This is a genomic window from Vibrio sp. J2-4 (assembly GCF_021728155.1).
Taxonomy (GTDB): domain Bacteria; phylum Pseudomonadota; class Gammaproteobacteria; order Enterobacterales; family Vibrionaceae; genus Vibrio; species Vibrio diabolicus.
Genome location: NZ_JAKKCN010000004.1, coordinates 29,786 through 55,734, shown reverse-complemented (window position 1 = coordinate 55,734; position 25,949 = coordinate 29,786). Strand labels below are relative to the sequence as shown.

The window sequence follows — 25,949 nt, the reverse complement described above, 5'->3', positions numbered from 1 at the left end:
GCCGGCAAAGTCGCCGGCTCTTTTCAAGCATGATAGAAATTCAACGACGTCCTGAACCTGATCTTTCCCTTCTTCCTGATTCCATTCCTCCGATTCTCAAACGTATCTACATCAACCGTGGGATTACGGATCCTGCGCAACTAGAAACGTCAGCTCGTGGTTTGCATTCTTACCAAAAACTCGGGGGGATTGAGCAAGCTGTCGAGCTTTTATTTCAGGCAATAAAAGAACAAAAACGCATCATCGTTGTCGGTGATTTTGACGCTGATGGCGCGACGAGCTCTGCATTGTCGGTGCTCGCGCTGCGTATGCTTGGTAGTCACAATGTGGACTACCTAGTACCGAATCGTTTTGAAGACGGTTATGGGTTAAGCCCTGAAGTTGTTGACCAGGCATTAGAGCTTGGTGCTGAGATGATCATGACGGTGGATAACGGTGTGTCATCAATCGAAGGCGTGCGTTACGCAAAAGAAAACGGCATTACCGTGCTCGTTACCGACCACCACTTACCGGGACAAGTGTTGCCTGATGTGGATGCAATGGTGAACCCAAACCTTGAGAGCTGTCATTTTCCGTCTAAAGCACTCGCTGGTGTCGGGGTCGCGTTTTATCTCATGATGGCACTATGCGTTCATATGCGAAAACACAATTGGTTTGCTGAGCAGGGCATGCAAGAGCCTAAGTTGATGGAACTGATTGACCTTGTTGCACTCGGCACTGTAGCTGACGTTGTCCCACTGGATGAAAACAACCGCATTCTTGTGCACCAAGGCCTGCAGCGTATTCGTGCGGGCAAAGCGCGCCCTGGCATTCAAGCATTGATTGAGGTCGCGAAGCGTGATGCGCGTCGTTTGGTGGCGTCCGATTTTGGTTTTGCTTTAGGCCCTCGTATCAATGCTGCAGGTCGCCTTGATGACATGTCATTTGGTGTTGAACTGTTGATGTGTAACAACATTCACGCCGCTCGTCGTATGGCAAGTGAACTGGATGGTTTGAACCAAACTCGTAAAGAGATTGAAGAAGGCATGAAGCAAGAAGCGATGGCTTTCTGCGAGCGTCTTCAGTTTGGTGAAGGCAGTGAGCTTCCTTATGGCTTAGCCTTGTTCCAACGTGATTGGCACCAAGGTGTGATTGGTATTTTGGCCTCGCGCATCAAAGAGAAGTTTCACCGTCCAGTCATCGCATTTGCTGATGGCGGAGAAGGGACAATTAAGGGCTCGTGTCGTTCTATTCCGGGGTTACACATGCGTGATGCGTTGGATTTCATCGACACGCAAAACCCAGGTTTGATCATCAAATTTGGTGGTCACGCGATGGCGGCAGGCTTAACAATTAAAGAGCAGGATTTCGAACGTTTCGGCCGTTTATTTGATGAAGTGGTAAAAAAGGAACTCGATGAAGCGGCGCTAAAAGGCGTGATCATGTCAGATGGTGAACTTAAGCCTGAAGAATTCTCTATGCATGTAGCTGAACAGCTACGATCTGGTGGCCCTTTTGGACAAGCCTTCCCTGAACCAATCTTTGATGGTGAGTTTAAAGTGTTACATCAAAAGCTGGTGGGTGAGAAGCATCTTAAATTGATGTTAGAGCCGCTTTACAAAGGTCACCCTACCAATGTGATGATCGACGGCATTGCATTTAATGTCGATTTGCGTCGCTGGCCGGATGCATCAGTTAAAACGGTACGTTTAGCTTACAAATTGGATGTGAATGAATTTCGTGGTAATCAATCACTGCAATTGATGATCGATCATATCGAAGCTAAGTAATATCTAGATTAACCTTTCTTATAGAGTACGGTTGCCCCTAAGAGGGTGTAAAATTTTATGACCGTGCTCTCTCTAACCGCAATCTGATTTCTCATCCGAAATTTTCCTGTATCTCGGTCACATTTTTCAGTAGAATTTCTCGGTTAAATTCTATTCTAAAATGTTGAGTAAACATGTTTGAAATCAATCCAATTAAAAACCGTCTGCAGGACGTGTCTCAGCGCACAAATGTCCTGAGGGGGTATCTTTGACTATGACGCGAAGAAAGAGCGTCTAGAAGAAGTCAACGCAGAGCTTGAACAACCTGATGTATGGAACGAGCCTGAACGTGCACAAGCACTGGGTAAAGAACGTGCATCGCTAGAAGCGGTTGTTGAAACTATTGATCAACTAGAGCAAGGTGTAGAGGACGTAGAAGGTCTTCTTGAGCTGGCTGTAGAAGAAGAAGATCAAGAAACATTTGACGAAATTGAACCAGAACTTGCTGAGTTGGAAGAGAAGCTAGAAAAGCTTGAATTCCGTCGTATGTTCTCGGGTGACCATGATAGTTCAGATTGCTACATCGATTTGCAAGCTGGCTCTGGTGGTACGGAAGCACAAGACTGGACCAACATGCTGCTGCGTATGTACCTACGCTGGGCAGAGGCGAAGGGCTTCAAAGCTGAAGTGATTGAAGTCTCTGAAGGTGAAGTCGCGGGTCTTAAGTCGGCAACAGTTCGCATCTCTGGTGAGTATGCGTACGGTTGGTTGCGCACTGAAACGGGCGTTCATCGTCTTGTTCGTAAATCTCCGTTCGATTCAGGCGGCCGTCGCCATACGTCATTTGCGTCTGCGTTCATCTATCCAGAGATTGATGAAAACATCGACATCGACATTAATCCTTCTGACCTACGCATCGACGTTTACCGTGCGTCAGGCGCAGGTGGTCAGCACGTCAACACCACAGAATCTGCGGTACGTATTACGCACGTACCAACGAACACTGTGGTTCAGTGTCAGAATGACCGTTCTCAACATAAGAACAAAGATCAGGCAATGAAACAGCTTCGAGCGAAGCTATTTGAGCTTGAATTGCAAAAGCAAAACGCGGAAAAACAAGCTAATGAAGACGCTAAGTCTGACATTGGCTGGGGTAGCCAGATCCGTTCTTACGTATTGGATGACTCACGTATTAAGGACCTCCGTACGGGCATTGAAAACCGTAATACTCAAGCGGTTCTTGATGGCGATCTGGACAAATTTATTGAAGCTAGCCTGAAATCAGGCCTATAAAGCTTTTCACCGACAAAAACAGGATACATCGAAAATGACTGATGCTGTTCAAAACGAAACTGTACTAGAAGAAAATAAGCTGATTGCTGAACGCCGCGCTAAACTGGATGAAATCCGAAAGAGCTGCAAAGCAAACGGCCACCCAAACGACTTCCGTCGTGACGCACTAGCGGGCGACCTTCAAAAAGAGTTCGGTGAAAAGACGAAGGAAGAGCTAGAAGAGCTTAACCACGTGGTTGCAATTGCTGGCCGTATTATGGCTAAGCGTGGTCCATTCCTAGTAATTCAAGAAACATCTGGCCGTATCCAAGCTTACGCTGCTAAAGACGTACAAAAAGAGCTAAAAGAGAAATACCAAGGTCTTGATATCGGTGACATCATCGGTGTTAAAGGTGCGCTGCACAAATCTGGTAAGGGTGACCTATACGTGAACATGGAAGAATACGAGTTGCTAACTAAAGCACTTCGTCCACTTCCTGAGAAGTTCCACGGTCTTACTGACCAAGAAATGCGTTACCGTCAGCGTTACGTTGATCTGATTGTGAACGAAGATTCACGTAAAGCATTTATTGTACGTTCTAAAGTGATGTCTGCAATTCGTAACTTCATGATCTCAAAACAGTTCATGGAAGTAGAAACGCCGATGATGCACGTGATCCCTGGTGGTGCAAGTGCACGCCCATTCATTACGCATCACAACGCGCTAGACATGCCAATGTACCTACGTATTGCACCTGAGCTATACCTGAAGCGTCTAGTGGTTGGTGGCTTCGATCGCGTATTCGAAATTAACCGTAACTTCCGTAACGAAGGTCTTTCTCCACGTCATAACCCAGAATTCACTATGATGGAATTCTACATGGCGTACGCGGATTACAAAGATCTGATGGACTTTACTGAAGAACTACTAAGCTCGGTAGCGCAAGAAGTTCTAGGTTCAACATCAATGCCTTACGGTGATGAAACGGTTGAATTTGGTGGCACTTACACTCGTATGAGCATGTTTGAAGCAATCAAGCAGTACAACCCAGATCACGCGCAAATCCAAGCGCTAACCGAAGAAGATCTACAAAACCGTGAACTGATGGTTTCTATCGCGAAATCAGTACATGTTGAAGTAGAAGACTTCTGGACGTGTGGTCAGCTTCTAGAAGAAATCTTCGGTGAAACAGCAGAACCTAAGCTAATGCAGCCAACGTTCATCACTGGCTACCCAGCGGACATCTCTCCACTGGCTCGCCGTAGCGATGACAACCCGTTCTTTACAGACCGCTTTGAATTTTTCATCGGCGGTCGTGAAGTAGCGAATGGCTTCTCAGAGCTTAACGATGCAGAAGATCAAGACGCGCGCTTTAAAGCACAGGTTGAAGCTAAAGAGTCTGGTGATGACGAAGCCATGTTCTACGATGCAGATTACATCACTGCACTAGAGCACGGCCTACCGCCAACGGCAGGCCAAGGTATCGGTATCGACCGTCTGGTTATGCTACTGACTAACACGCACACTATCCGTGACGTGATCCTATTCCCAGCAATGCGCCCACAAGCGTAATTTGGCAGGATGATCAAAAAAACCACCTTCGGGTGGTTTTTTTATGCCTTTTAGTTAAATAAGTTCAAGTTGTTGCATTTGCTTTTTAATAGGATATGCAAATAAACATTCGCCAAATCTCAATCTATTGCATAGTCTTAATACTGAGACAGACGTGGGGGCGCGGAGTCTCGATAATGTTACCCGCTCGCAAAGATAGGTTTGTGGCGCAAAATTTCTATTAACAATGAAAAAGGGTTAGAGAATGGCTGGGCAGTTTAAGATGGATTCCATCCCGGGATCGCTTGTGGTAGTTGGCGGTACTTATGAGCCTTGGTTATCAGTACTTGAGCAAGTGGGCTGGAAGTGTCACCAAGTGGGTGACTTACGCAAAGCTAATACGTTGTTAGAGGATATTGGTCCATGTATCGGTATTGTCGATCTCAGCCATGACGAATTCAGCTTGAACGGTTTGGCGAACTTAGTCAGTTCTCACAAACACGTGCGTTGGTTAGCGTTTATTCGTGAATCTCAGCTTGGCACCGACACCATATGCCAGTTCATTGTTAACTTTTGTATCGACTTTTTCACTGCGCCAATCCCGGATGCCCAACTTTTAAGCACGATTGGTCACCAGCTTGGTATGCTCAAGTTGGAGAAAAAAGTTTGGCCTAGTTTTGGTAGCAGCTTAGACATGGGGCTGATCGGTGAATCTATCCCGATGAAGCGTTTACGTGATCAAGTAAAGCGAATCGGTCCGACGGACGTCAGTATTCTGATTTCTGGGGAAAGTGGTACAGGTAAAGAAGCGGTTGCTCGCGCTATCCACAAAGTCTCTTCACGCTCTCATAAACCGTTTATGGCAATTAACTGTCGCGCACTCAATGAGCAACGTTTCCAAGCGGAAGTGTTTGGCATTAACGCCGATGAAGATATGGAAGCATGTATGCTCGAACAAGCGGATGGCGGTACGGTGCTGTTTAATGACATTCTTACTATCTCAAAAGAACAGCAAATGAATCTGCTGAGATTCTTGCAAGAAGGCACCATTGATACCAAAGATGGTGTAAAAGCGGTCAATGTGCGCATCCTTGCGGCTAACTCGTCAGATGTAGAAAAAGCCTTGATTGACGGAGATTTTAATGAAGAGCTTTATCACTACATTAACGTATTACGCATTAATGTCCCGAGCTTAAAAGAGCGAGCGAGCGATATTTCTTTGTTAGCGCGCTACTACTTACAAGAGTTTTCTAAAGAGTATAACTCGCAAGCAAAAAGCTTTTCTGAGGATGCACTCAAGGCACTGACACGTTATTTCTGGCCAGGTAACGTACGTGAATTGATGAACCAAGTGAAACGAGCGGTTCTGATGTCTGACAGTGTAATGATTGAAGAGCATCACCTAGATTTGCCTCAGCGTAATGACTCAAAGCGTAGTTTGAAATCGATTCGTGAGAAGAGTGAGCGTGACGCGTTACTGGTTGTTTTGGAATCTCATTCTGGTCAAGTTTCGAATGCGGCGAAGGAGCTTGGTGTTTCACGCGCGACCATGTATCGACTACTGAACAAACATAATTTGATTTCCGATCAAGCCATGTAATTTGTTCTTTCTGAAGTTAAATTGGTGAATGAATATCAGTGAAGGAGCGGCTACAAAGCCGCTCCTTTTGTTTTGTATTCAGTTTGATTTATAAAATCTGTAATTTCATATATTCCCTAGGTGAATATGTTATATAGAAAAGTATATGAAACTGAATTGTGGTGTATTGATTTGTTTTTAATCAAAAAGACAAAAAATGTTTGATATATATTCATCAAAGCTTACAATTTAACCGTAACTCAATGAGTTATACCTTTCATAAACGGATTAATTTTTAGCTAGGAGGCGCAAGATGAAACATTACGTTGTTAACACCACTGCTTGCGCTGATCGTATGCCTATCGCTCCGATGACTCTTAAGTCGGATGATACCAATACCACTGGCTCACAAGATAAAAATTAATCCGTAACCTATTTTATTACTAGGCTGCGGAAAAGTAGCGGCTTAGTATCAACAGAACACCTCTGTTCATTTTACGCACTATTTTTCCCAGTCGAATACATCGATAATCGGAGAAAATATTATGCGTCACTCTATTTACCTACAACTGGCAACTTTGCTATTGAAAGCAGACCTTAAACGCGAAGAAAAGCAATGGCAGCGAACCATACGTCGCACTGCTCATGATGTTCCATGGACGAATGTTCATTTATTGAGAGATATTGGTTTAGATAGCGATGGTCGTTCCACACGCGCCAATGTTCCGGATGCAGTAAAAGTTGAACGTCGAGTTCGTCACCTTCGTCGAGTTTTAACGTCGCGAATAATGACGTAATCGTTAGCGTGTTGGACTGACTGAGTTGCTATCGAGTCATTCAACACGCTTAACGTGCGATATGAAGTCATACTTCATTTGTTAAACAGCTGACCTTGAAGGTCAGCTGTTTTCGTTTGAGGGGAGCTTTACTTTTAAGGGCAAGGATTCGAGTAGGTTGTACCAATTGCTTGAATCTCAGTAAGGAGCTCATCGCTTAGTTTTAGATCGATACTGTCGATGTTGGCTTTTAATTGGTTGAGGTTGGTCGCGCCGATAATATTAGATGCTACAAATGGGCGCTGATTGACAAATGCGAGTGCCATTTGTGCAGGATCCAAACCATGCTCTTGAGCTAAATTGACGTAAGCTTCGGTCGCTTTAACACCTTGTGGAGTGAAGTAGCGCGCAAAACGCTCCCACTTCGTGCATCGAGCGCCTTCAGGTTTTGCCCCGTTTAGGTATTTACCACTCAGGCAGCCAAATGCCAAAGGAGAGTAGGCCAGTAGCTGGACACCTTCATAGTGGCTGATTTCAGACAAGCCCACTTCGAAGCTGCGGTTCAATAAGTTATATGGGTTTTGAATCGAGACAATGCGTGGCAAATCATGCTTTTCGGCTAAACGCAGTAATGACATCACACCCCATGGCGTTTCGTTTGATACACCGATGTAGCGTACTTTGCCTGCATTCACTAGCTCAGTCAGCGCTTCCAAGGTTTCAATTAATGTGACTTCTTCTTGTTTGTCTGGGTAAGGGTAGTTGAGTTGACCAAAGCAGTTAGTTTGGCGTTGAGGCCAATGTAATTGGTATAAATCGACATAATCCGTTTGCAGGCGGTTAAGGCTGTCATCAATTGCTGTATGGATGTGGCGACGATTAAGGCTCATGTTGTCTCGGATGTGAGGGACACCGCGAGGGCCAGCCACTTTTGTTGCCAGCACAACTTTTTCACGTTTGCCGCTCTTTGCTAACCAATTCCCGATGTATTGCTCGGTGAGTCCTTGGGTTTCCGCTTTGGGAGGTACAGGGTACATCTCTGCGGTATCAATGAAATTCACCCCATGATCAAGGGCAAAGTCGAGCTGTTCAAAGGCGTCCTTTTCTGTATTTTGCTCGCCAAACGTCATGGTTCCGAGGCAGATTTTACTGATCTCAAGTGATGAGTGCGGTAGTTTTGTGTATTGCATATCACGTCCTTGAAGAGTTACCGACTAAATAAGTGATTCCAATATAGGGGATTTTTAACCGCTATCGCAAATGATTTACGTATAAAGGAAGACCAAACTCGAAAGCTATACATAGCCTAACTACACTTAAATGATCGTGTGAAGGAGGTACGTTATGCAGAAGCATCAATTGGACATGTGGTTACACGGTCCCCATAAAGATACTTATAAAACTCCCAAAGTATTTGTGATTGGGTGTTCTGATGTCTCTGACTATTTGCTAGCAGTGGAGTACAAGCATCAACTTGAGCCGATTAAAGACGGTGAAGATCCGATACATTTCGGTTCGCTAGATTTGGTGAAAGAAGAGCTGCTGAGGTTAGGGGTAGATAAAGCGTACTTAAGGCTGCACAATGCGTATGACGAATGTGGCACTGAAGAGGCAGCCTCGTACTGTGATATCGAGTTATCGCTCGTGACGCACTAAATGGTGGAAACAACATTACTCAGATGGCGTGCTGATGTAGTGCTTGAGTAAGATCTGCTCAGTAAACTGTGTTCTGAGGTAAAAACCTCGGGGCAGAGTTTTTATCGGCTTGCCATTTGAGCTATATGCTTCGGTGAGGGCTTTTGCATTCGCAGCTTTAGGGCGAAGATGTAGCGCTTCTCCGTGTCTGGCGGAAATTTGATCAAATTTCCCCAAGACGATCATCTCCATTAGCTCTTCCCAGTCGTTTCGTAAAATACGCTCTTCTTCGTCGTCTGGTGACCAAATCAGTGGGCTACCAACACGTCTTTCTGCAAGTGGAATTTCTCGTTCCCCTTCCACTGGTACCCAAAGCACACGAGATAGCTTGTTTCGAACATGACTTGTTTCCCATGTAAGACCATGAACACCAGTGAGGGGAGCCACAGAAACAAAGGTTGTTTCTAAAGGTTTGCCAGAGTAACTGATCGGAATACTTTTCAACTCGATCCCTAGTTTTGCGAAATCTTGTTGAGGTTTACTGCCAGCCGGAGCGCCCAAATGCCATTCGAGTAATTGACCCACCCAACCTTTATCACGTTTTAAGTTTTCAGGAACAATCATATTCGCCTCGGCGGCCAGCTCTGCAAAGCTAAGTCCTGCCATATCATGAGCGCGTTCCAATAGCTCTGCTTCTGTTTGTGGTTCTGGTTTCATAGTCACAAGGTGGTATTACAAAAAATATAGTTTATCAAACTCCGGCCAAATCTACTGTTTAAGATTTCACCGAGGCGGTGTAAGAACGATCAATTCATAACTTATCCACAGATGGAGGAGGTATTGGTAAGATCCTGACGGGGTCTGTATGAATAAACAGGGGTTAAAATGCATTTTTGGGGTTGATTTTGTTGTAATCATCTAAACGAATAGCAGGTGAGTGTGGATAAATAGCCTATTGGTGGATCTTTGACCGATCTGGGTTTGGTGAAAAGATCATCAAGAAACTGAAGATCGATTTATCGTTATTTTTAAAAATAAATACTTTTATGTCAATGTTTTATGTTTATTTTCTTGTTTCTTTATTTGTTTTGCTTTTGATGGGATTGAACTGAATTACTCATTTGAATTGAATTCTTCACAAAGTTATTCACAGAAAAGGTGAATAAATGTGGGCAATGTCTCACTCTTGTGTTGATAAGGTATGATTTGATTAAAAGATATCCAAACATGGTGAAAAGGTAATAAATCTTGCTCATATCACATCAGTAAGTTTGCTAGTAATGGGGATATGTGGAAAAATCACGGTAATAAAAAATTTATTCATAGAGGTTAGCCAGTGATAGATGGCGATGGTTACCGACTTAATGTTGGTATTGTGATATGTAATAACCATGGTCAGGTCTTCTGGGCTAAACGATACGGGCAACACTCATGGCAATTTCCACAAGGTGGGATTGACGAAGGTGAAACCCCTGAACAAGCCATGTTCAGGGAGTTATACGAAGAAGTCGGTTTAACGAAAAAAGACGTTAAGATCATTGCAACAAGTCGTCATTGGTTAAGATATAAGCTACCAAAGCGATTGGTGCGTTGGGACTCCAAGCCTGTTTGTATCGGCCAAAAACAGAAATGGTTTCTGCTGAGATTAGAATGCGATGAATCTCGTATTAATATGCAACGCGGAAAATCCCCTGAATTTGATGGTTGGCGCTGGGTGAGTTACTGGTATCCAGTTAGGCAAGTTGTTTCTTTCAAGCGAGATGTTTATCGACGAGCGATGAAAGAGTTTGCATCCTTAGCCATGCCTTTTCGAGAGAGAAAAGCGAAAGGGAAAAGAAAAAAGCAACGTAGAGGATAATCATGCTCAGTCAGCTAAGGGAAATAGTTGAGAAAGTCTCCAGGGTCGATGATGTGCATCTGGCACTCGATATATTGGTGAAAGAGACTTGTGCTGCCCTTCGCACTGAGTGCTGTACTATCTATCTTGCTAATGAAGAAATGCAGCGCCTTGAGTTAATGGCAACTCAAGGCCTTATTTTTGAAGGTGATAGTATTCATATCAACTTCAATGAAGGCTTGGTTGGGTTGGTTAAACGAAGCGCAGAGCCACTCAACCTTGCCGAAGCCTCAAAACATCCCGAGTTTAAATTCTTCCCTCAACTCGGTGAACAGATTTACCACTCCTTTTTAGCCACTCCAATCATTCATCGCAAACAAGTTTTAGGTGTGTTGGTGATCCAGCAAAAAACACCTCGCTTGTTCAGTGAAATGGAAGAGTCTTTTCTTGTCACGTTGTCCGCTCAGCTAGCAGTGCTTATTGCGCATGCGCAGAATCTTGGGCATTGGCAGTTGGCATCTAAACCCACGGTATTAAAAGGTTTGCCTGCATCTACTGGTGTCGCGATTGGAGAGTTTTGGTTCGACAATACCCAGCCGAGTTTATCGGATGTTTTCCCTTCGTCCACGTTAGATAAAGAACGTGAGCACGAGACATTGCTGGTGGCGATAGAGCGAGCGTTAAATGACTTTCGCCGTATGCGGAAAAAACTGGACAGTGAAATCAACAAAGATGCGCTGGCGATCTTCGATCTGTTTACTCACTTACTGAATGATCCGATGCTTCGCGGTGATTTGAAGAAGCAGATTGAAAAAGGAGATAGGGCAGACTGGGCGTTACGCCAAGTTGTAGAATCATACTCGAATCGATTTGCCAGAATGTCGGATGTATACATGCGTGAAAGAGCGCAAGATATCCGAGAGTTAGGGCAAAGGCTGCTCTATTTTCTGCACAACAGTGAGCAAGAAAATTCTGCAATTGATCGTCCCATTATTTTGGTGGCGAATGAACTCACAGCCACCTTGCTCGCGTCTGTACCTAAAGAATTTTTGTTAGCCGTCGTGTCACTAGAAGGTGGCGCGAACTCTCATGCGGCTATTTTGTCTCGCGCACTTGGAGTTCCCGCTGTCATGGGCGCCAACATTAACCCGGATGTGGTCAATGGCAAACTCGGGATAGTGGATGGTTATACGGGTGAGATCTTCTTAGAGCCAAACCGTCAATTATTGCGAGAGTATCGCAGCTTAGTGAGTGAAGAGTCAGAATTGTTTGCAATGGTAAACAAGGACCTAGCACTCCCAGCGGTTACGCAAGACAATCACCACATCGAAATTATGCTCAATGCGGGGCTCAGTGCAGACAGTAATATTGCCATCAATACAGGTGTTGATGGAGTTGGGTTGTACCGAACTGAGATTGCATTTTTACTTCAGCATCACTTTCCGTCAGAAGATGAGCAGTATCATCAATACCAAGCGATACTCAACAGTTATCCGAATCAACGAGTGGTGATGCGCACTTTGGATATTGGTGGTGACAAACCTTTGCCATATTTGCCGATCGAAGAAGATAATCCGTTTCTAGGCTGGCGTGGCATTCGTTTTACATTAGATCACCCAGATATTTTCTTGATCCAGCTGCGTGCAATGTTAAGGGCGAGTGCAGAAAGCGGTAACTTAAGTATTTTGTTGCCAATGGTGTCTGGCGTAAAAGAGCTAGACGATGCCATTAGCTTGATTAATCAAGCCCACAGCGAAGCCGTGTTGCTTGATGATAGAATTCAGTTCCCACAAGTTGGGGTCATGATCGAAGTGCCATCAATGGTGTATTTATTGCCAACGATTGCTCACCGTGTTGATTTTGTTTCTGTCGGGACAAACGATTTAACCCAGTATTTATTAGCAGTTGATAGGAACAATTCGCGCGTCGCGGATGTCTATGAATCTATGCATCCTGCGGTACTGTTAGCGCTTAAGCAAATCCATGACGTGTGCGATAAGTATCAGGTGCCAGTGTGTATTTGTGGTGAGTTAGCTGGTGACCCATTTGGCGCTCTTCTCTTACTTGGGTTAGGGTATACCAGTTTGAGTATGAACACCTCCAACGTGGCTAAGGTGAAATATTTGATTCGTCATAGCCAACAAGAAGAATTAGAAAAATTAGCGGAGCAAGCAATGACAAAGTCCTACGGGGAGGACATTCATCAAATGATGCATGACTTCTTCATTCAACAGGGCTTTGCGGGCTTTATCCGTGCAGGTAAAAAGTAGGAAATCGTGACCGTCTCTTTATTTTTGTTATTGTTGGCGCTAGGCGCTTTTGTGGGTGTGATGGCGGGGTTACTCGGTATCGGTGGTGGTTTGATTGTTGTTCCTGCCTTGTTGTATTTGCTTCCTCTTGCTGGAATCTCTCCAGAAATGAGTATGCACATGGCCCTAGCCACTTCGTTAGCGAGTATTATTGTCACGTCAGGCTCATCGGCGATGAATCACCTTAAGCTCGGCAATGTCGATATGTTCGTCGTAAAATGGTTGATGCCAGGTGTGGTTATAGGTGGTTTTGTCGGTGCCAATATTGCTGAGTGGATCCCTACGCACTACTTGCCGAAAGTATTTGGTATCATTGTTCTTTGCCTGTCAGTACAAATGTTCCGTTCCATTAAAGTTACGAGCAGTAAACCTATGCCGAGCAGCCCGGTGACCGTTGCGTATGGCACGGGGATTGGCGTCGTATCAAGCCTTGCTGGTATTGGTGGTGGTTCACTGTCGGTCCCATTTTTAAATAAACACGGGATAGAAATGCGTAAAGCGGTAGGTTCATCTTCCGTTTGTGGTTGCGTGATTGCTATTTCTGGTATGATCGGTTTCATCTTACATGGCTATAAAGTGGAAGGCTTACCTTCATACAGTATTGGCTATGTTTATCTTCCCGCTTTATTAGCGATTGCCATGGCCTCGATGCTCACAACAAAAGTGGGCGCAAAGCTGGCAACTAACCTTCCAACTGCGGTATTAAAAAAGATATTCGCGGTGTTCTTAATGTTTGTAGCAGCGACCATGCTGCTCTAAGTTTGTACCCAAGTCATTCTCGCTGAACCAAGCATCTAGAGGTTACTTGGGTATATTTATTTTGTTGTGATAAGAAGAGAATGATTTATGTCTCAGGGATATATTGAATTTCCCAATATTGATCCGGTTTTAATCTCTATTGGTCCTGTTTCGGTTCGTTGGTACGGTTTGATGTACCTTGTGGGCTTTATGTTCGCCCTATGGTTGGCGAACCGACGTGCGGATAAGCCGGGAAGTGGTTGGACACGAGAACAGGTTTCTGATTTGTTGTTCGCAGGCTTCCTTGGCGTGGTGATTGGTGGCCGTGTTGGCTACGTGCTTTTCTACAATTTTGAGCTCTTCCTGGCTGATCCTTTGTATCTGTTTAAAGTGTGGACCGGTGGTATGTCTTTCCACGGGGGCTTACTGGGTGTGATTACCGCGATGTTCTGGTATGCACACAAAAACGGGCGAACTTTCTTCGGTGTTGCCGACTTTATCGCGCCGCTTGTGCCATTTGGTTTGGGTATGGGGCGTTTAGGTAACTTCATGAACAGCGAATTGTGGGGCCGAGTAACGGATGTGCCTTGGGCGATCGTTTTCCCAAATGGTGGTCCACTGCCACGTCATCCATCGCAGCTTTATGAAATGGCGCTTGAAGGTATCGTACTTTTCTTCATCTTGAATTGGTTCATCAAGAAACCTCGTCCTCTAGGTTCTGTTTCAGGGCTATTTTTAGCTGGATATGGTACATTCCGCTTCCTAGTTGAGTACGTGCGCGAACCAGACGCTCATTTGGGTTTATTCGGTGGCTTTATTTCCATGGGACAGATTTTATCCCTGCCAATGGTGGTTATCGGTGTCCTAATGATGGTTTGGGCATACAAACGTGGTCATTACAAAGACGAGTTACCACAAAAGACGAAGTAAGGTATTGGTGTGAAACAGTATTTAGATTTGTGTCAACGCATCGTTGACCAAGGTGTTTGGGTTGAAAATGAGCGTACAGGCAAGCGTTGCCTGACCGTAATCAACGCGGATTTAACCTACGATGTTGCGAACAATCAATTTCCGTTGGTAACCACACGTAAAAGTTTTTGGAAAGCGGCCGTTGCAGAGCTACTAGGGTATATTCGTGGTTACGATAATGCGGAAGATTTTCGTAAGCTGGGCACGAAAACCTGGGATGCCAATGCCAACCTAAATGATGCTTGGTTAAATAATCCATATCGTAAGGGCGAAGACGACATGGGCCGTGTCTACGGTGTCCAAGGGCGCGCATGGGCGAAGCCTGATGGCGGGCATGTTGATCAATTACGCAAGATAGTGGATGACTTAACGCGTGGTGTTGATGATCGCGGTGAAATCTTGAACTTCTACAACCCGGGTGAATTCCACATGGGGTGCTTGCGTCCTTGCATGTATAGCCACCATTTTTCATTGCTGGATGATACGCTTTACCTGAACAGTACTCAGCGTTCGTGTGATGTACCGCTTGGCTTAAACTTCAATATGGTTCAAGTTTACGTGTTCTTGGCGATCATGGCGCAAATCACGGGCAAGAAACCTGGTCAGGCATTTCATAAGATTGTGAATGCGCACATTTATGAAGATCAGCTTGAACTGATGCGTGATGTTCAGTTGAAACGTGAACCATTAAAAGCGCCGACGTTCCACATCAATCCAGAGATTAAGTCTCTAGAAGATCTGGAAACATGGGTCACACTGGATGATTTTTGGGTTGAAGGATACGAGCATCACGACCCTATTCGTTACCCATTCTCAGTGTAACCAGTATTGTTCTTCAAGATATGAAAAAAGCTCCGAATGGAGCTTTTTTGCTTTTTCGTACTTTGAAGATATTACTTGAGTGCACTGACAATATAGCGGTGAATAGGGTTGGTCTGCATCGGTGCAGACAGTGCCGGGCTAATAAACTTGGGTTGGGTGAATATTTGTTTGCTCACTAATGAGCGGATAAGCTCAAAATACTTCAGTTCTGTTTTCCCACATAGCAACAATGAAAAGTCATTGCCCAGTTTATCGTAGGCATTGAGCACCTCTCGGAACCCTCTGAGGTACAAGTAATCCTTCGTCAAACCGCCTCCTCGATACACACGAGCAGTCGTTGTAAATGCTTGAAGGTCAGACGTTTTATACTGTTCTTTTAATAGCATGAACGTATGGCGGAAATCGCGATCCTTGATCATCGACTCTACCGCCAGGACTCGTAAGGCTAAGGTTCTTAGGCGTTTGATACTGAAATGTCCTGACAGATATTCACACAATATAGCCAGCCCTTCTTGGGGGTTTGTATTAGCTGGGCACCCTAAGCTCAGGACCTTTAGCGGTTGTTGACGACCGTTAAGCGTAGTAAGAAGGTGTACACCCATTTCATGATGTGCGAGAGCCTCTAACTCATCGGTCGTGATGTATGCTGCGTGGTTAATTTTGACTCGAGACCCCGAAACGAGTGCGTTTGCTAACATCCCATCCAACACCTGTATTTCACACTCATATCCATTACGTTGAGCAAAGTTTTGCATGAAGTGTGCTATCGCGCGGCTATCATGCTGCGGTTTGCTCTCTTCTTCCGTGGGAAGGTGTAAAATGAAATGGGCGTTGGCAATATCTTTGGCGCTCGGCTCTCCGTAATAGCGCAAGGAGTTATAAAGAAACTCTTGTGTACCGATAGTATTCACTTGATCCAATTTATCTGCGTAAGACTGAATCACATCCGCGTACAGCTTTTGTAATTGGGTGTCTTGAATATTTTCTAAAGGCAGTTCATACAGACGTCGTTTTGCGCTGTGAGTATCTAGATTGGTGGTTGAGTATTGGAAGTTAGGCTCTTGAGAGTATTTGTTCTTAATAAAGCGCTCTCTTTCCTGAGCATAATTGAGAGGATTCACGCTACTGAGGATATCAATATCAGCAACCAGTTGAGTTAGGTTTTCGTCTATTGCGAGTAGCTGATCAGAAATAGTGCCATTAAGCTGCGTCATGTTGTCGACTCCAAATGAGGTAGCCCAGCATAAGTATGCTGGTATGGCTCAAATTATCACCAGACAACGAATTTGAACAGCGTCATTAACGCAAAAAAGGCCCCACAATGTGGAGCCTAAACAATAAGCGATGGTATGTAAGTTATTGTTATGTCGTTAGGGCTAAGATCGCGCCTGGTAAAATAACGAATACAGACATTAGGTAGCCACCGACAACAGCTTTGTTCTTGATAGCCATTTCAGAAATCATCTCAGCGCCTTTCACTGGAATTTCACGTAGGAACGGAATACCAAAGATAAACAGCGTTGCCATGATATTAAATACTAGGTGTACCAGAGCGATTTGAAGCGCGAATACCGCAAACTCACCCGATACGGCTGTTGCTGCTAGTAGCGCCGTAATACAAGTACCAATGTTTGCACCTAGCGTGAATGGGTAAATATCACGAACTTTAAGAACGCCTGTACCCACAAGTGGAACCATCAAGCTAGTTGTTGTTGATGAAGATTGTACCAACACAGTCACGATTGAACCCGATACAATACCGTGAATAGGGCCACGACCAATCGCGTTTTTCAAAATTTCACGTGCGCGGCCAACCATTAGGCTCTTCATTAGCTTACCCATTACCGTAATTGCAACGAAGATTGTCGCAATACCCAAAACGATAAGCATGATGCCACCAACAGTATCACCGAATGTTGAAAGTGGCTCTTTGATTGCACCCACAACTGGTTTTGTTATTGGCTTAATGAAGTTGAAGCCTTTAATGCTCATATCGCCAGTAGCAAGTAGTGGAGAAACAAGCCAATGAGAAACTTTCTCTAAAATGCCGAACATCATTTCCAACGGAAGGAAAATAGCAACAGCAAGTAAGTTGAAGAAGTCGTGAATAGTTGCGCTTGCAAATGCACGTTTGAACTCTTCTTTACAACGTACGTGACCAAGAGAAACAAGCGTATTGGTCACTGTGGTACCAATATTGGCACCCATCACCATTGGAATCGCGGTTTCTACTGGTAAGCCACCTGCAACCAAACCTACAATAATAGACGTTACAGTACTTGAGGACTGAATTAAGGCTGTTGCCACCAAGCCGATCATTAGACCTGCAACAGGGTGAGCGGCAAACTCAAATAGCACCTTAGCTTGATCGCCAGTTGCCCATTTGAAGCCACTACCAACCATAGATACTGCTAGAAGAAGCAGATACAACATGAATGCCAAGTTAGCCCAGCGTAACCAACGAGCAGTGCTCGAAATTGGCGCCACTGTTGAAGTAGCTTGGTTCATCATAATTTTCTCCGTTGACCTTTCAGTTCATTTTTCGGTCTGTAGTTGAAACTGCGGGCGATGTTAGAGAACAAATATTTCAGTAATATTACAGATTTCTTGCTGTGAGTAATTTTTATTGTTCTTTTTGATAGTGGTGTGAGTAGGGAAAAATGAAGGTTTTTAACTGTTTGAATTTAATGAATAAATTTGGCTTTCGTTTTGTGTGGTTATTGCGTTTTCTTTAGAAAGAAAATGCGCCTCAGTTCAACTTTTATGACAGTATTAATTTTATATATTCGGTAAAACTTATGTTTTTGTAATGTATTGTATGGTTTTGTCGAGTTTATTGTTTGTCTCTGTCACATTTGGTATAAAAAGCATCACTTTCTTTTCGGGACTTGATCATGTCACATCTAAACTACAACCATCTATATTATTTCTGGATGGTGTGCAAACAGGGCTCTGTAACTAAAGCGGCCGATGCGCTTTTCCTAACACCGCAAACCGTGACAGGGCAGATTAAAGCGCTTGAAGAACGCATGAAAGGAAAGTTAACCAAACGAAATGGTCGTACAGTTGAGCCAACTGAGTTAGGGCAACTTGTTTTTAAGTACGCCGACCGAATGTTTGGTTTGAGTTATGAGATGTTAGATATCGTCAATTACAGTCAGCACTCGAACATTCTGTTTGAAGTTGGCGTAGCCGATGCGTTATCTAAGCGCTTGGTCAGTAAAGTACTAATGACGACTGTCCCGGAAGATAACAGTATTCATTTACGCTGTTATGAGTCAACCCACGAATTGTTACTTGAACGACTGTCTCAGCACAAGCTGGATATGATCCTCTCGGATTGTCCCGTTGACTCAACTCAAAGCCCTGGCCTTTATAGCAAAAAGCTAGGTGAGAGCAGCATGAGCTTTTTCGCCTCTTCTGAAATTGAAAATGTGCGTTTCCCTGAGATTCTGGAACAGAAAAAGCTTTTGATTCCTGCAAGCCGAACAGCAATGGGGCGTAAGGTTATTCAGTGGTTTGATCGTCAAGGTCTTCAGCCTAATGTGTTGGGAGAGTTTGATGATGTCGCGTTGATGAAGGCTTTCGCACGGTATCACGATGATGTGATTTTCTTAGCGCCGACCGTATACATGTCGGAGATTGAGGACGACCGAAATCTACAGCTAATTGGTCATGTCGATGGGTTAAAAGAAGAGTACTACGTGATTTTTGCGGAACGAATGATCCAACACCCAGCGGTAAAAAATGTTTGTGATGCTGATTTCAGTCAAATGTTTGAGTAAACCCGTATCGTTGCGCAAATAAATAGATTACTATCAATAAAAATATAATTCTAAATAATACCTAAGTAACTCAAGATACTTGTTTTAGTGAGCAAAACTATTAATTATTGATGGCGCATCAATTCTTCACTTTGGTGGATAATATTGGTGTATCACTAACAACTAAATTAGAGGTTCTAATAATGAAGACTCTGGAAGTGTATCTTGATTTTCTTAGATATATAAATCAGTGCAACACAACAAGCTGGCCAGGGTTGGAATAAGTAAGTTGTAGCTAGAGGTCCAACACATGAATCTACAAGAAATGGAGCAGAACTCCGCAAAAGCCGTCGTGTTGCTCAAAGCGATGGCAAACGAGAGACGCCTACAAATCCTTTGTATGCTGCATAACCAAGAGCTGTCCGTGGGAGAGCTGTGTGCAAAGTTAGAGCTAAGCCAGTCGGCATTATCTCAGCATCTTGCTTGGCTTCGCCGTGATGAGCTAGTCACGACAAGGAAAGAAGCACAAACCGTGTACTACACATTAAAGAGTGATGAAGTGAAAGCGTTAATAAAAACACTGCATAGTCTTTATTGTGCTGAAAGCGCTTAGCGTTAATTACATATACCTAATATATCGTTCATTTTAGGCTGTGAATCTAACTCGTTGGAATATTTGAGAGTGGCGTTAAACTTTTGATGGTAGAGTTGCTGCGCATCGACCAATTTGCTTTGTTCTCAAGTGTTTTATTGGTGCTTTCCAGTTTGAGCTTTATAAGGTAAATAAGCTGATGCCTTTGAATAGGCGTGCAGAAAAAAGAAAAGCTGGCATTGCCAGCTTTTTTATTAAGAAAATTTTGTAGATATAAAAAAACCGACACAAGGTCGGTTTTTTCTTCACTGTAAAATCAGGACTCTATTAAAGAGCTTTGATTTGTGCAGCGAAACGAGACTTATGGCGAGCTGCTTTATTCTTGTGAATAAGGCCTTTAGTTGCCATGCGGTCTAGGATAGGTGTAACTACAGCGAATGCAGCAGTTGCAGCTTCTTTGTCGCCTGCTTCGATAGCAGCAACAGTTTTCTTCATGTAAGTACGCATCATTGAGCGACGGCTAGCATTGTGCTGACGACGTTTCTCAGCTTGGATAGCGCGCTTCTTAGCAGATTTACTATTTGCCAAGGGTCTAACTCCCAAAAACTTAGTTCTGTGACAATTTAAGGGCGAGGAATATCCCTCATTTGCGCTTAAATGTCAAATGATTTGTGCAAAAACCGATCTAAGCCAAAACAAATTTTGGTAAGAGAGGTTATCGCGGTTAAGATGGCGGGGATTCTAACAGCATTTTTATACCAATGCTAATAATTATCCGCGAAAGGCACACTTATTCCTTACAACCGCGGATAGATTTTTGACGTCTATTTACAGCACCTGTCAGAGAAACAGTATAGGGTTAGCTGTCTTATGGTGATATTCCGAGGTTACAGTGAGTAAACGACTACTCAAGTCTGGCATGATCGTCAGTGCTATGACATTTATTTCCCGCGTTCTTGGCCTAGTCCGTGATGTTGTAGTGGCAAATTTAATGGGGGCAGGAGCAAGCGCAGACGTCTTTTTCTTCGCCAATAAAATTCCTAATTTTTTACGACGTTTGTTTGCTGAAGGGGCTTTTTCTCAAGCGTTTGTACCTGTTTTAACGGAAAGCCATGCTCAAGGCGACATGGATAAAACTCGGGAACTGATTGCTAGAGCGGCGGGTACGTTAGGGGTGATAGTCTCTATTGTTACCATTTTAGGTGTCCTAGGTTCCGGCGTGGTCACTGCAGTGTTTGGTTTTGGTTGGTTCCTTGACTGGATGCATGGTGGCCCGGCTGCAGCAAAGTTTGAGCTTGCTAGCGTGATGCTCAAAATCACCTTTCCCTATTTATGGTTCATCACTTTTGTTGCCCTATCGGGAGCCATTCTTAATACACTAGGTAAGTTTGCGGTTTCTTCGTTTACTCCCGTCTTCCTCAACGTAATGATCATTTTGGCAGCATGGTTTATCTCGCCGCAGATGTCACAGCCAGAGATTGGTCTTGCCATCGGTGTTTTCCTTGGTGGTTTGGTTCAGTTCTTATTTCAAATCCCTTTCCTTATTAAAGCGGGGGTTATGGTTAAGCCAAAATGGGGCTGGCGCGATCCGGGCGTGGTGAAGATCCGAACCTTAATGATTCCTGCTTTGTTCGGTGTGTCGGTAAGCCAAATCAACTTGTTGTTTGATACTTTTATTGCCAGCTTTCTGCAAACCGGTTCGATCAGTTGGTTGTACTATTCAGATCGCTTGTTGGAATTCCCGTTAGGTCTGTTTGGTATTGCTATTGCAACGGTGATTTTACCAGCATTATCACGCAAACATGTTGACGCACAAAATGAAGGATTCGCACAAACCATGGACTGGGGGGTGCGCATGGTGATCTTACTTGGCCTTCCTGCAATGCTTGGTTTGATGGTACTGGCAAAACCTATGTTGATGGTGTTATTCATGCGAGGTGAGTTTTCGCCACAAGACGTACATCAAGCATCATTGTCACTCTTTGCTTACGCTTCAGGCTTGTTGAACTTTATGCTGATTAAAGTGCTTGCTCCGGGTTATTACTCGCGTCAAGACACCAAAACGCCAGTGAAATACGGCATCATTGCGATGGTGACCAACATGGTATTTAATGCAATTTTTGCGTACTTCTATGGCTACGTTGGCTTGGCTATCGCGACAGCACTATCGGCATTTGTGAATATGGCACTGCTGTATCGTGGCCTGCACATCGCAGAGGTATACCAAATCACTAAGCGAACCGTCTTCTTTATTATACGTTTAGCTATTGCTGGCGCGGCGATGGTTGCGGCAATCTTATGGCAACTGGAAGATATGTCAGTATGGCTGGGCTGGAGCTTTGCTCACCGAAGCGCGGTGCTAGGGATGTTGATCGGTTTAGGAGCAGTGGTTTACCTAGTGGTTCTATTTTTAACTGGTGCGCGTTTAAAAGACCTAAAAGCTGGGACAGACTGAGGGTGATTAGTATATAATCCGTCAGTTTCACACAGTGTAAAGTAAAACAGAGGCAGAAAGCAGTATCCAATGGAACTGATTAGAGGCATTCACAATATCAACCCGCGACATCATGGTTGTGTGCTGACTATTGGCAATTTCGATGGTGTCCATAAAGGCCATCAACAAGTATTGCAGCAAGTGTCTGAGCAAGCGGACAGGCTATCCTTGCCTTCTGTTGTGATGACCTTTGAACCTCAGCCGATGGAGCTGTTTGCCAAAGACAAGGCACCTGCAAGGTTGACGCGATTACGCGATAAGTTCGTGCAATTGAGTAAGCTCGATATTGACCGCTTACTGTGTGTCAATTTCAATCGCCATTTTGCAAGTTTAACCGCGGAAGAGTTTATCCGTGACTTGTTGGTCGAGCGTTTGGGTGTTAAGTTTCTTGTCGTTGGTGATGATTTCTGCTTTGGCAAAGGCCGTACAGGTAACTTTGCAATGCTGCAGGAAGCAGGGGAAAAATACGGCTTTGATGTCGTAAGTACCCAGAGCTTTTGTTTACAACAATTACGTGTCAGCAGTACGGCTATCCGTCAAGCGCTGGCGCGTGACGATTTGCATTCCGCGCAACAGATGCTGGGAAGAAACTACAGCATCAGCGGTCGTGTTTCTCACGGAAGAAAGCTAGGTCGAACCATTGGGTTCCCTACTGCAAATATTCCTTTGAAACGCTGTGTTTCTCCGGTTTCCGGAGTCTATGTTGTTCAAGCGCTTGGCTTAGGAAATAAGCCAGTTGGTGGTGTTGCTAATATTGGTCAAAGACCAACCGTCAATGGTGTTCGCCAACAGTTAGAAGTGCACTTATTCGACTTTCATGCCAATTTATATGGCAAGCAACTAGAAGTGGAACTTTTGCATAAACTTCGAGATGAGCAAAAGTTTGAGTCGTTTGAAGCACTTAAACAACAAATCGAATTGGATGCTGAAGCAGCAAGGGTGTGGCTGCGTCAGCTTAAGCGTTGAGCGGTTTATTCCACCGTTCAACATAATGTCTAATTTTCGCCCAATATAACGGAATTAAGAATCGATGAGTGAGTATAAAGATACCCTGAACTTACCTGAAACAGGGTTTCCAATGCGCGGCAACCTGGCCAATCGTGAGCCAGAAATGCTTAAGCGTTGGTACAAAGAAGATCTTTACGGTGAAATCCGTAAAGCTAAGAAAGGCAAAAAGTCATTCGTATTGCACGATGGCCCTCCTTACGCAAATGGTGACATTCATATTGGTCACGCACTAAACAAGATTCTTAAAGACATTATTATTAAATCCAAAACACTTTCAGGTTTTGACGCACCTTACATCCCAGGCTGGGACTGCCACGGTCTACCAATCGAATTAATGGTAGAGAAGAAAGTAGGTAAGCCAGGCCAAAAAGTGACAGCAGCGGAATTCCGCGAGAAATGTCGTGAATACGCAGCAGGTCAGGTTGAAGGTCAGAAAGAGAGCTTCAAACGCCTTGGTATCATGGGTGAGTGGGACAAGCCATACCGCACTATGGATTTCGCAACTGAAGCGAACATTATTCGTGCTCTTGGTAAGATCGCAAGCAATGGTCACCTGCTAAAAGGTTTCAAACCTGTTCACTGGTGTACAGACTGTGGTTCTGCTCTTGCTGAAGCGGAAGTAGAATACAAAGATAAAGTATCACCATCTATCGACGTTCGTTTTAAAGCGGCTGACGAAACAGCACTGCTATCTAAATTTGAACTGACAGAAGGTCATGAAGGTCACGGTGACGTATCTATCGTTATCTGGACAACAACACCTTGGACACTGCCTGCAAACCGCGCAGTATGTCTACGTGATGATCTAGAGTACGTGCTTATCCAAACAGAAGGCGACAACGCTGAGCGTATCATCGTTGCTGCTGAGCTGGCGAAAGACGTAATGGACCGTGCTGGTATCGAGCACTTCCACAATCTTGGCTTTGCTAAAGGTGCGGATCTAGAGCTTTCTCAATTCCAACACCCATTCTACGATTTCACTGTACCGGCGATCCTGGGTGATCACGTTACGACTGATTCAGGTACTGGTGTTGTTCACACTGCACCGGGTCACGGTCAAGAAGACTTCGCGGTTGGTAACAAGTACAACCTAGAAGTAGCAAACCCAGTTGGCTCAAACGGTGTTTACCTACCAGATACAGAGCTATTTGCTGGTCAGCACGTATTTAAAGCGAACGATGCAGTAGTAGAAGTACTGAAAGAAAAAGGTGCACTACTACACCACCACGCTTACGAGCACAGCTACCCACACTGTTGGCGTCATAAGACTCCAATCATCTTCCGTGCTACACCTCAATGGTTCGTTTCTATGGACCAAGCTGGCCTACGTGCTAAAGCATTAGAGTCAATCAAGAACGTAGAGTGGATGCCTGAGTGGGGTCAAAGCCGCATCGAAGGTATGATCGAAGGTCGCCCTGAGTGGTGTATCTCTCGTCAACGTACTTGGGGTGTGCCAATTGCTCTGTTTGTTCATAAAGAAACAGCAGAACTTCATCCAAACACGCTAGAGCTGATCGAGAAAGTCGCTAAGCTGGTTGAAGAGAAAGGCATCCAAGCATGGTGGGATGTAGATGCCGCTGAACTACTCGGTGCTGACGCTGACCAATACGAAAAAGTACTAGATACGCTAGACGTATGGTTCGATTCAGGTGTCACTCACTTCTCCGTTGTTGATGCTCGTGAAGAGTACAACGGCAACAGTGCAGACCTATACCTAGAAGGTTCTGACCAACACCGTGGTTGGTTCCAGTCTTCTCTAATTTCATCTATCGCGATGAAAGACGAAGCGCCTTACAAACAAGTACTGACACACGGTTTCGTGGTTGATGGTCAGGGTCGTAAGATGTCTAAATCTATCGGTAACGTGGTTGCGCCAAAAGACGTAACTAACAAGCTAGGTGCTGACATTCTTCGTCTATGGGTTGCTTCAACAGACTACACTGGTGAAGTTGCGGTTTCTGATGAAATCCTAAAACGTAGCGCAGATGCTTACCGTCGTATCCGTAACACAGCGCGTTTCTTCCTTGCTAACCTAAGCGGCTTCAACCCTGAAACAGACATCGTTCCTGTTGAAGAGATGGTTGCGCTAGATCGCTGGGCAGTTGGTCGTGCGCTAGCAGCACAAGAAGAGATTGTTAAAGCATACGAAGAGTACAACACACACGGTGTGACTCAGCGTCTAATGCAATTCTGTTCGATCGAAATGGGCTCTTTCTACCTAGACGTAATTAAAGACCGTCAGTACACAGCAAAACGTGGCGGCAACGCTCAACGTAGCTGTCAGACTGCGCTTTACTACATTGTTGAAGCGCTTGTTCGTTGGATGGCGCCTATCATGTCGTTCACTGCAGATGAAATTTGGAACGAAATGCCAGGCGAGCGCGACAAGTTCGTATTCACTGGTGAGTGGTTCGACGGTCTATTCGGCCTTGCTGAAGGTGAAGAGCTGAACAATGAATTCTGGGCTGAGATCCAAGCGGTTCGTGGTGCAGTAAACAAACTTCTAGAAGATGCGCGTAAAGAGAAAACCATCGGTGGTGCACTACAAGCTGAAGTGACTCTATTTGCTGATGACGCTTTAGCGGCGAAGATCAACAAACTTGAAGATGAACTGCGCTTTGTTCTACTAACCTCTGCGGCGACAGTTAAGCCTCTAGGTGAGAAGACTGATGCAGCACAAGCCACGGATATCGAAGGCTTGTTTGTTGAAGTAGCAGCAGCTGAAGGCGAGAAGTGTGATCGTTGTTGGCACCACACGCCAGACGTAGGCACAATTGAAGGTCACGAGAAAATCTGTGGTCGTTGTGTGTCTAACGTAGAAGGCGAAGGTGAAGTACGTAAATTCGCGTAATTG

The 25,949-nt window shown here is 44.6% G+C and carries 21 protein-coding genes; 16 read left to right on the top strand and 5 right to left on the bottom strand.

Going from position 1 to position 25,949, the window contains the following annotated elements:
• Positions 1-29 precede the first annotated feature (29 nt).
• From recJ to L3V32_RS14805, 5 genes are all read left to right on the top strand, one after another.
• Positions 30-1,769 carry a single-stranded-DNA-specific exonuclease RecJ gene (gene recJ / locus L3V32_RS14825; RefSeq protein ID WP_203343007.1) on the top strand — a complete coding sequence of 580 codons (1,740 nt, stop codon included), beginning with the start codon at positions 30-32 and terminating at the stop codon, positions 1,767-1,769.
• Positions 1,770-1,942: 173 nt separating this feature from the next.
• Positions 1,943-3,041, top strand: a protein-coding gene (gene prfB, locus L3V32_RS14820) for a peptide chain release factor 2 (protein WP_100068604.1) whose coding sequence is annotated in 2 segments (ribosomal slippage) — positions 1,943-2,017 and positions 2,019-3,041 — 1,098 coding nt in all. Because the reading frame shifts where the segments join, the coding sequence is not laid out codon by codon here.
• A 34-nt stretch (positions 3,042-3,075) separates the two neighbouring features.
• Entirely contained in the window at positions 3,076-4,593 is a 1,518-nt protein-coding gene (gene lysS / locus L3V32_RS14815; protein WP_005397328.1) for a lysine--tRNA ligase, read from the top strand.
• A 244-nt stretch (positions 4,594-4,837) separates the two neighbouring features.
• Positions 4,838-6,172 (top strand): cyclic-di-GMP-binding transcriptional regulator VpsR, encoded by a 1,335-nt coding sequence (gene vpsR, locus L3V32_RS14810; RefSeq protein WP_046873964.1) that lies wholly within the window; start codon positions 4,838-4,840, stop codon positions 6,170-6,172.
• Positions 6,173-6,696: 524 nt separating this feature from the next.
• Positions 6,697-6,948 (top strand): hypothetical protein, encoded by a 252-nt coding sequence (locus L3V32_RS14805; protein ID WP_005397324.1) that lies wholly within the window; start codon positions 6,697-6,699, stop codon positions 6,946-6,948.
• 134 nt (positions 6,949-7,082) lie between these two features.
• On the opposite strand, the gene L3V32_RS14800 is transcribed toward L3V32_RS14805, so the two are convergent.
• Positions 7,083-8,117: an NADP(H)-dependent aldo-keto reductase gene (locus L3V32_RS14800; protein ID WP_053808599.1), complete on the bottom strand. Its 1,035-nt coding sequence runs from the start codon at positions 8,115-8,117 to the stop codon at positions 7,083-7,085.
• A gap of 154 nt (positions 8,118-8,271) precedes the next feature.
• On the opposite strand from L3V32_RS14800, the gene L3V32_RS14795 reads away from it, so the two are divergent.
• Positions 8,272-8,583, top strand: a complete 312-nt coding sequence (locus tag L3V32_RS14795; RefSeq protein WP_005397320.1) for a DUF6482 family protein — start codon at positions 8,272-8,274, stop codon at positions 8,581-8,583.
• Positions 8,584-8,598: 15 nt separating this feature from the next.
• Here L3V32_RS14795 and mutH read toward each other — a convergent pair whose 3' ends face one another.
• Positions 8,599-9,279, bottom strand: a complete 681-nt coding sequence (mutH, locus tag L3V32_RS14790; protein WP_047009106.1) for a DNA mismatch repair endonuclease MutH — start codon at positions 9,277-9,279, stop codon at positions 8,599-8,601.
• A gap of 619 nt (positions 9,280-9,898) precedes the next feature.
• Between mutH and rppH the strand changes: the two genes are divergently transcribed.
• The 5 genes from rppH to L3V32_RS14765 all read left to right on the top strand — a co-directional run bounded on the left by rppH (position 9,899) and on the right by L3V32_RS14765 (position 15,237).
• Positions 9,899-10,420, top strand: coding sequence for an RNA pyrophosphohydrolase (rppH, locus tag L3V32_RS14785; protein WP_005381953.1), 522 nt, complete (start codon positions 9,899-9,901; stop codon positions 10,418-10,420).
• Positions 10,421-10,422: 2 nt separating this feature from the next.
• The gene (gene ptsP, locus L3V32_RS14780; protein WP_047009107.1) at positions 10,423-12,669 is read left to right on the top strand and encodes a phosphoenolpyruvate--protein phosphotransferase; all 2,247 of its coding nucleotides are present in this window, start codon (positions 10,423-10,425) and stop codon (positions 12,667-12,669) included.
• 6 nt (positions 12,670-12,675) lie between these two features.
• Positions 12,676-13,467: a sulfite exporter TauE/SafE family protein gene (locus L3V32_RS14775; RefSeq protein WP_237284618.1), complete on the top strand. Its 792-nt coding sequence runs from the start codon at positions 12,676-12,678 to the stop codon at positions 13,465-13,467.
• 87 nt (positions 13,468-13,554) lie between these two features.
• Positions 13,555-14,376, top strand: a complete 822-nt coding sequence (gene lgt / locus L3V32_RS14770; RefSeq protein WP_005381948.1) for a prolipoprotein diacylglyceryl transferase — start codon at positions 13,555-13,557, stop codon at positions 14,374-14,376.
• Between the two features lie 9 nt (positions 14,377-14,385).
• Complete coding sequence (locus L3V32_RS14765; protein WP_005381947.1) at positions 14,386-15,237, top strand: thymidylate synthase; 852 nt, start codon at positions 14,386-14,388, stop codon at positions 15,235-15,237.
• A gap of 71 nt (positions 15,238-15,308) precedes the next feature.
• Here the strand turns inward: L3V32_RS14765 and L3V32_RS14760 are convergent, their stop codons facing one another.
• Together L3V32_RS14760 and L3V32_RS14755 are read right to left on the bottom strand one after the other, a co-directional pair.
• Entirely contained in the window at positions 15,309-16,451 is a 1,143-nt protein-coding gene (locus L3V32_RS14760; protein ID WP_237284617.1) for a flavohemoglobin expression-modulating QEGLA motif protein, read from the bottom strand.
• Between the two features lie 148 nt (positions 16,452-16,599).
• Positions 16,600-17,745, bottom strand: coding sequence for a Na/Pi symporter (locus L3V32_RS14755; RefSeq protein ID WP_031780616.1), 1,146 nt, complete (start codon positions 17,743-17,745; stop codon positions 16,600-16,602).
• Positions 17,746-18,131: 386 nt separating this feature from the next.
• Between L3V32_RS14755 and nhaR the strand changes: the two genes are divergently transcribed.
• Entirely contained in the window at positions 18,132-19,022 is an 891-nt protein-coding gene (nhaR, locus tag L3V32_RS14750) for a transcriptional activator NhaR (RefSeq protein WP_005381942.1), read from the top strand.
• A gap of 289 nt (positions 19,023-19,311) precedes the next feature.
• Positions 19,312-19,614, top strand: coding sequence for a metalloregulator ArsR/SmtB family transcription factor (locus L3V32_RS14745; protein ID WP_005397309.1), 303 nt, complete (start codon positions 19,312-19,314; stop codon positions 19,612-19,614).
• A 306-nt stretch (positions 19,615-19,920) separates the two neighbouring features.
• On the opposite strand, the gene rpsT is transcribed toward L3V32_RS14745, so the two are convergent.
• Positions 19,921-20,181 carry a 30S ribosomal protein S20 gene (gene rpsT, locus L3V32_RS14740; protein WP_005381938.1) on the bottom strand — a complete coding sequence of 87 codons (261 nt, stop codon included), beginning with the start codon at positions 20,179-20,181 and terminating at the stop codon, positions 19,921-19,923.
• 304 nt (positions 20,182-20,485) lie between these two features.
• Between rpsT and murJ the strand changes: the two genes are divergently transcribed.
• The 3 genes from murJ to ileS all read left to right on the top strand — a co-directional run bounded on the left by murJ (position 20,486) and on the right by ileS (position 25,946).
• A complete protein-coding gene (gene murJ, locus L3V32_RS14735) occupies positions 20,486-22,048 on the top strand; it encodes a murein biosynthesis integral membrane protein MurJ (RefSeq protein WP_237284616.1) in 1,563 nt (520 codons plus the stop codon).
• Positions 22,049-22,117: 69 nt separating this feature from the next.
• Positions 22,118-23,053, top strand: a complete 936-nt coding sequence (ribF, locus tag L3V32_RS14730) for a bifunctional riboflavin kinase/FAD synthetase (protein ID WP_005381933.1) — start codon at positions 22,118-22,120, stop codon at positions 23,051-23,053.
• Positions 23,054-23,117: 64 nt separating this feature from the next.
• Positions 23,118-25,946 carry an isoleucine--tRNA ligase gene (gene ileS / locus L3V32_RS14725; RefSeq protein WP_237284615.1) on the top strand — a complete coding sequence of 943 codons (2,829 nt, stop codon included), beginning with the start codon at positions 23,118-23,120 and terminating at the stop codon, positions 25,944-25,946.
• Positions 25,947-25,949: the final 3 nt, after the last annotated feature.

Bases quoted from the DNA above. Each gene is read 5' to 3' on its own strand.
- recJ (WP_203343007.1), top strand. From the start codon at position 30: ATGATAGAAATTCAACGACGTCCTGAACCTGATCTTTCCCTTCTTCCT.
- lysS (WP_005397328.1), top strand. From the start codon at position 3,076: ATGACTGATGCTGTTCAAAACGAAACTGTACTAGAAGAAAATAAGCTG.
- vpsR (WP_046873964.1), top strand. From the start codon at position 4,838: ATGGCTGGGCAGTTTAAGATGGATTCCATCCCGGGATCGCTTGTGGTA.
- L3V32_RS14805 (WP_005397324.1), top strand. From the start codon at position 6,697: ATGCGTCACTCTATTTACCTACAACTGGCAACTTTGCTATTGAAAGCA.
- L3V32_RS14800 (WP_053808599.1), bottom strand. From the start codon at position 8,117: ATGCAATACACAAAACTACCGCACTCATCACTTGAGATCAGTAAAATC.
- L3V32_RS14795 (WP_005397320.1), top strand. From the start codon at position 8,272: ATGCAGAAGCATCAATTGGACATGTGGTTACACGGTCCCCATAAAGAT.
- mutH (WP_047009106.1), bottom strand. From the start codon at position 9,279: ATGAAACCAGAACCACAAACAGAAGCAGAGCTATTGGAACGCGCTCAT.
- ptsP (WP_047009107.1), top strand. From the start codon at position 10,423: ATGCTCAGTCAGCTAAGGGAAATAGTTGAGAAAGTCTCCAGGGTCGAT.
- lgt (WP_005381948.1), top strand. From the start codon at position 13,555: ATGTCTCAGGGATATATTGAATTTCCCAATATTGATCCGGTTTTAATC.
- L3V32_RS14760 (WP_237284617.1), bottom strand. From the start codon at position 16,451: ATGACGCAGCTTAATGGCACTATTTCTGATCAGCTACTCGCAATAGAC.
- L3V32_RS14755 (WP_031780616.1), bottom strand. From the start codon at position 17,745: ATGAACCAAGCTACTTCAACAGTGGCGCCAATTTCGAGCACTGCTCGT.
- nhaR (WP_005381942.1), top strand. From the start codon at position 18,132: ATGTCACATCTAAACTACAACCATCTATATTATTTCTGGATGGTGTGC.
- L3V32_RS14745 (WP_005397309.1), top strand. From the start codon at position 19,312: ATGAATCTACAAGAAATGGAGCAGAACTCCGCAAAAGCCGTCGTGTTG.
- ribF (WP_005381933.1), top strand. From the start codon at position 22,118: ATGGAACTGATTAGAGGCATTCACAATATCAACCCGCGACATCATGGT.
- ileS (WP_237284615.1), top strand. From the start codon at position 23,118: ATGAGTGAGTATAAAGATACCCTGAACTTACCTGAAACAGGGTTTCCA.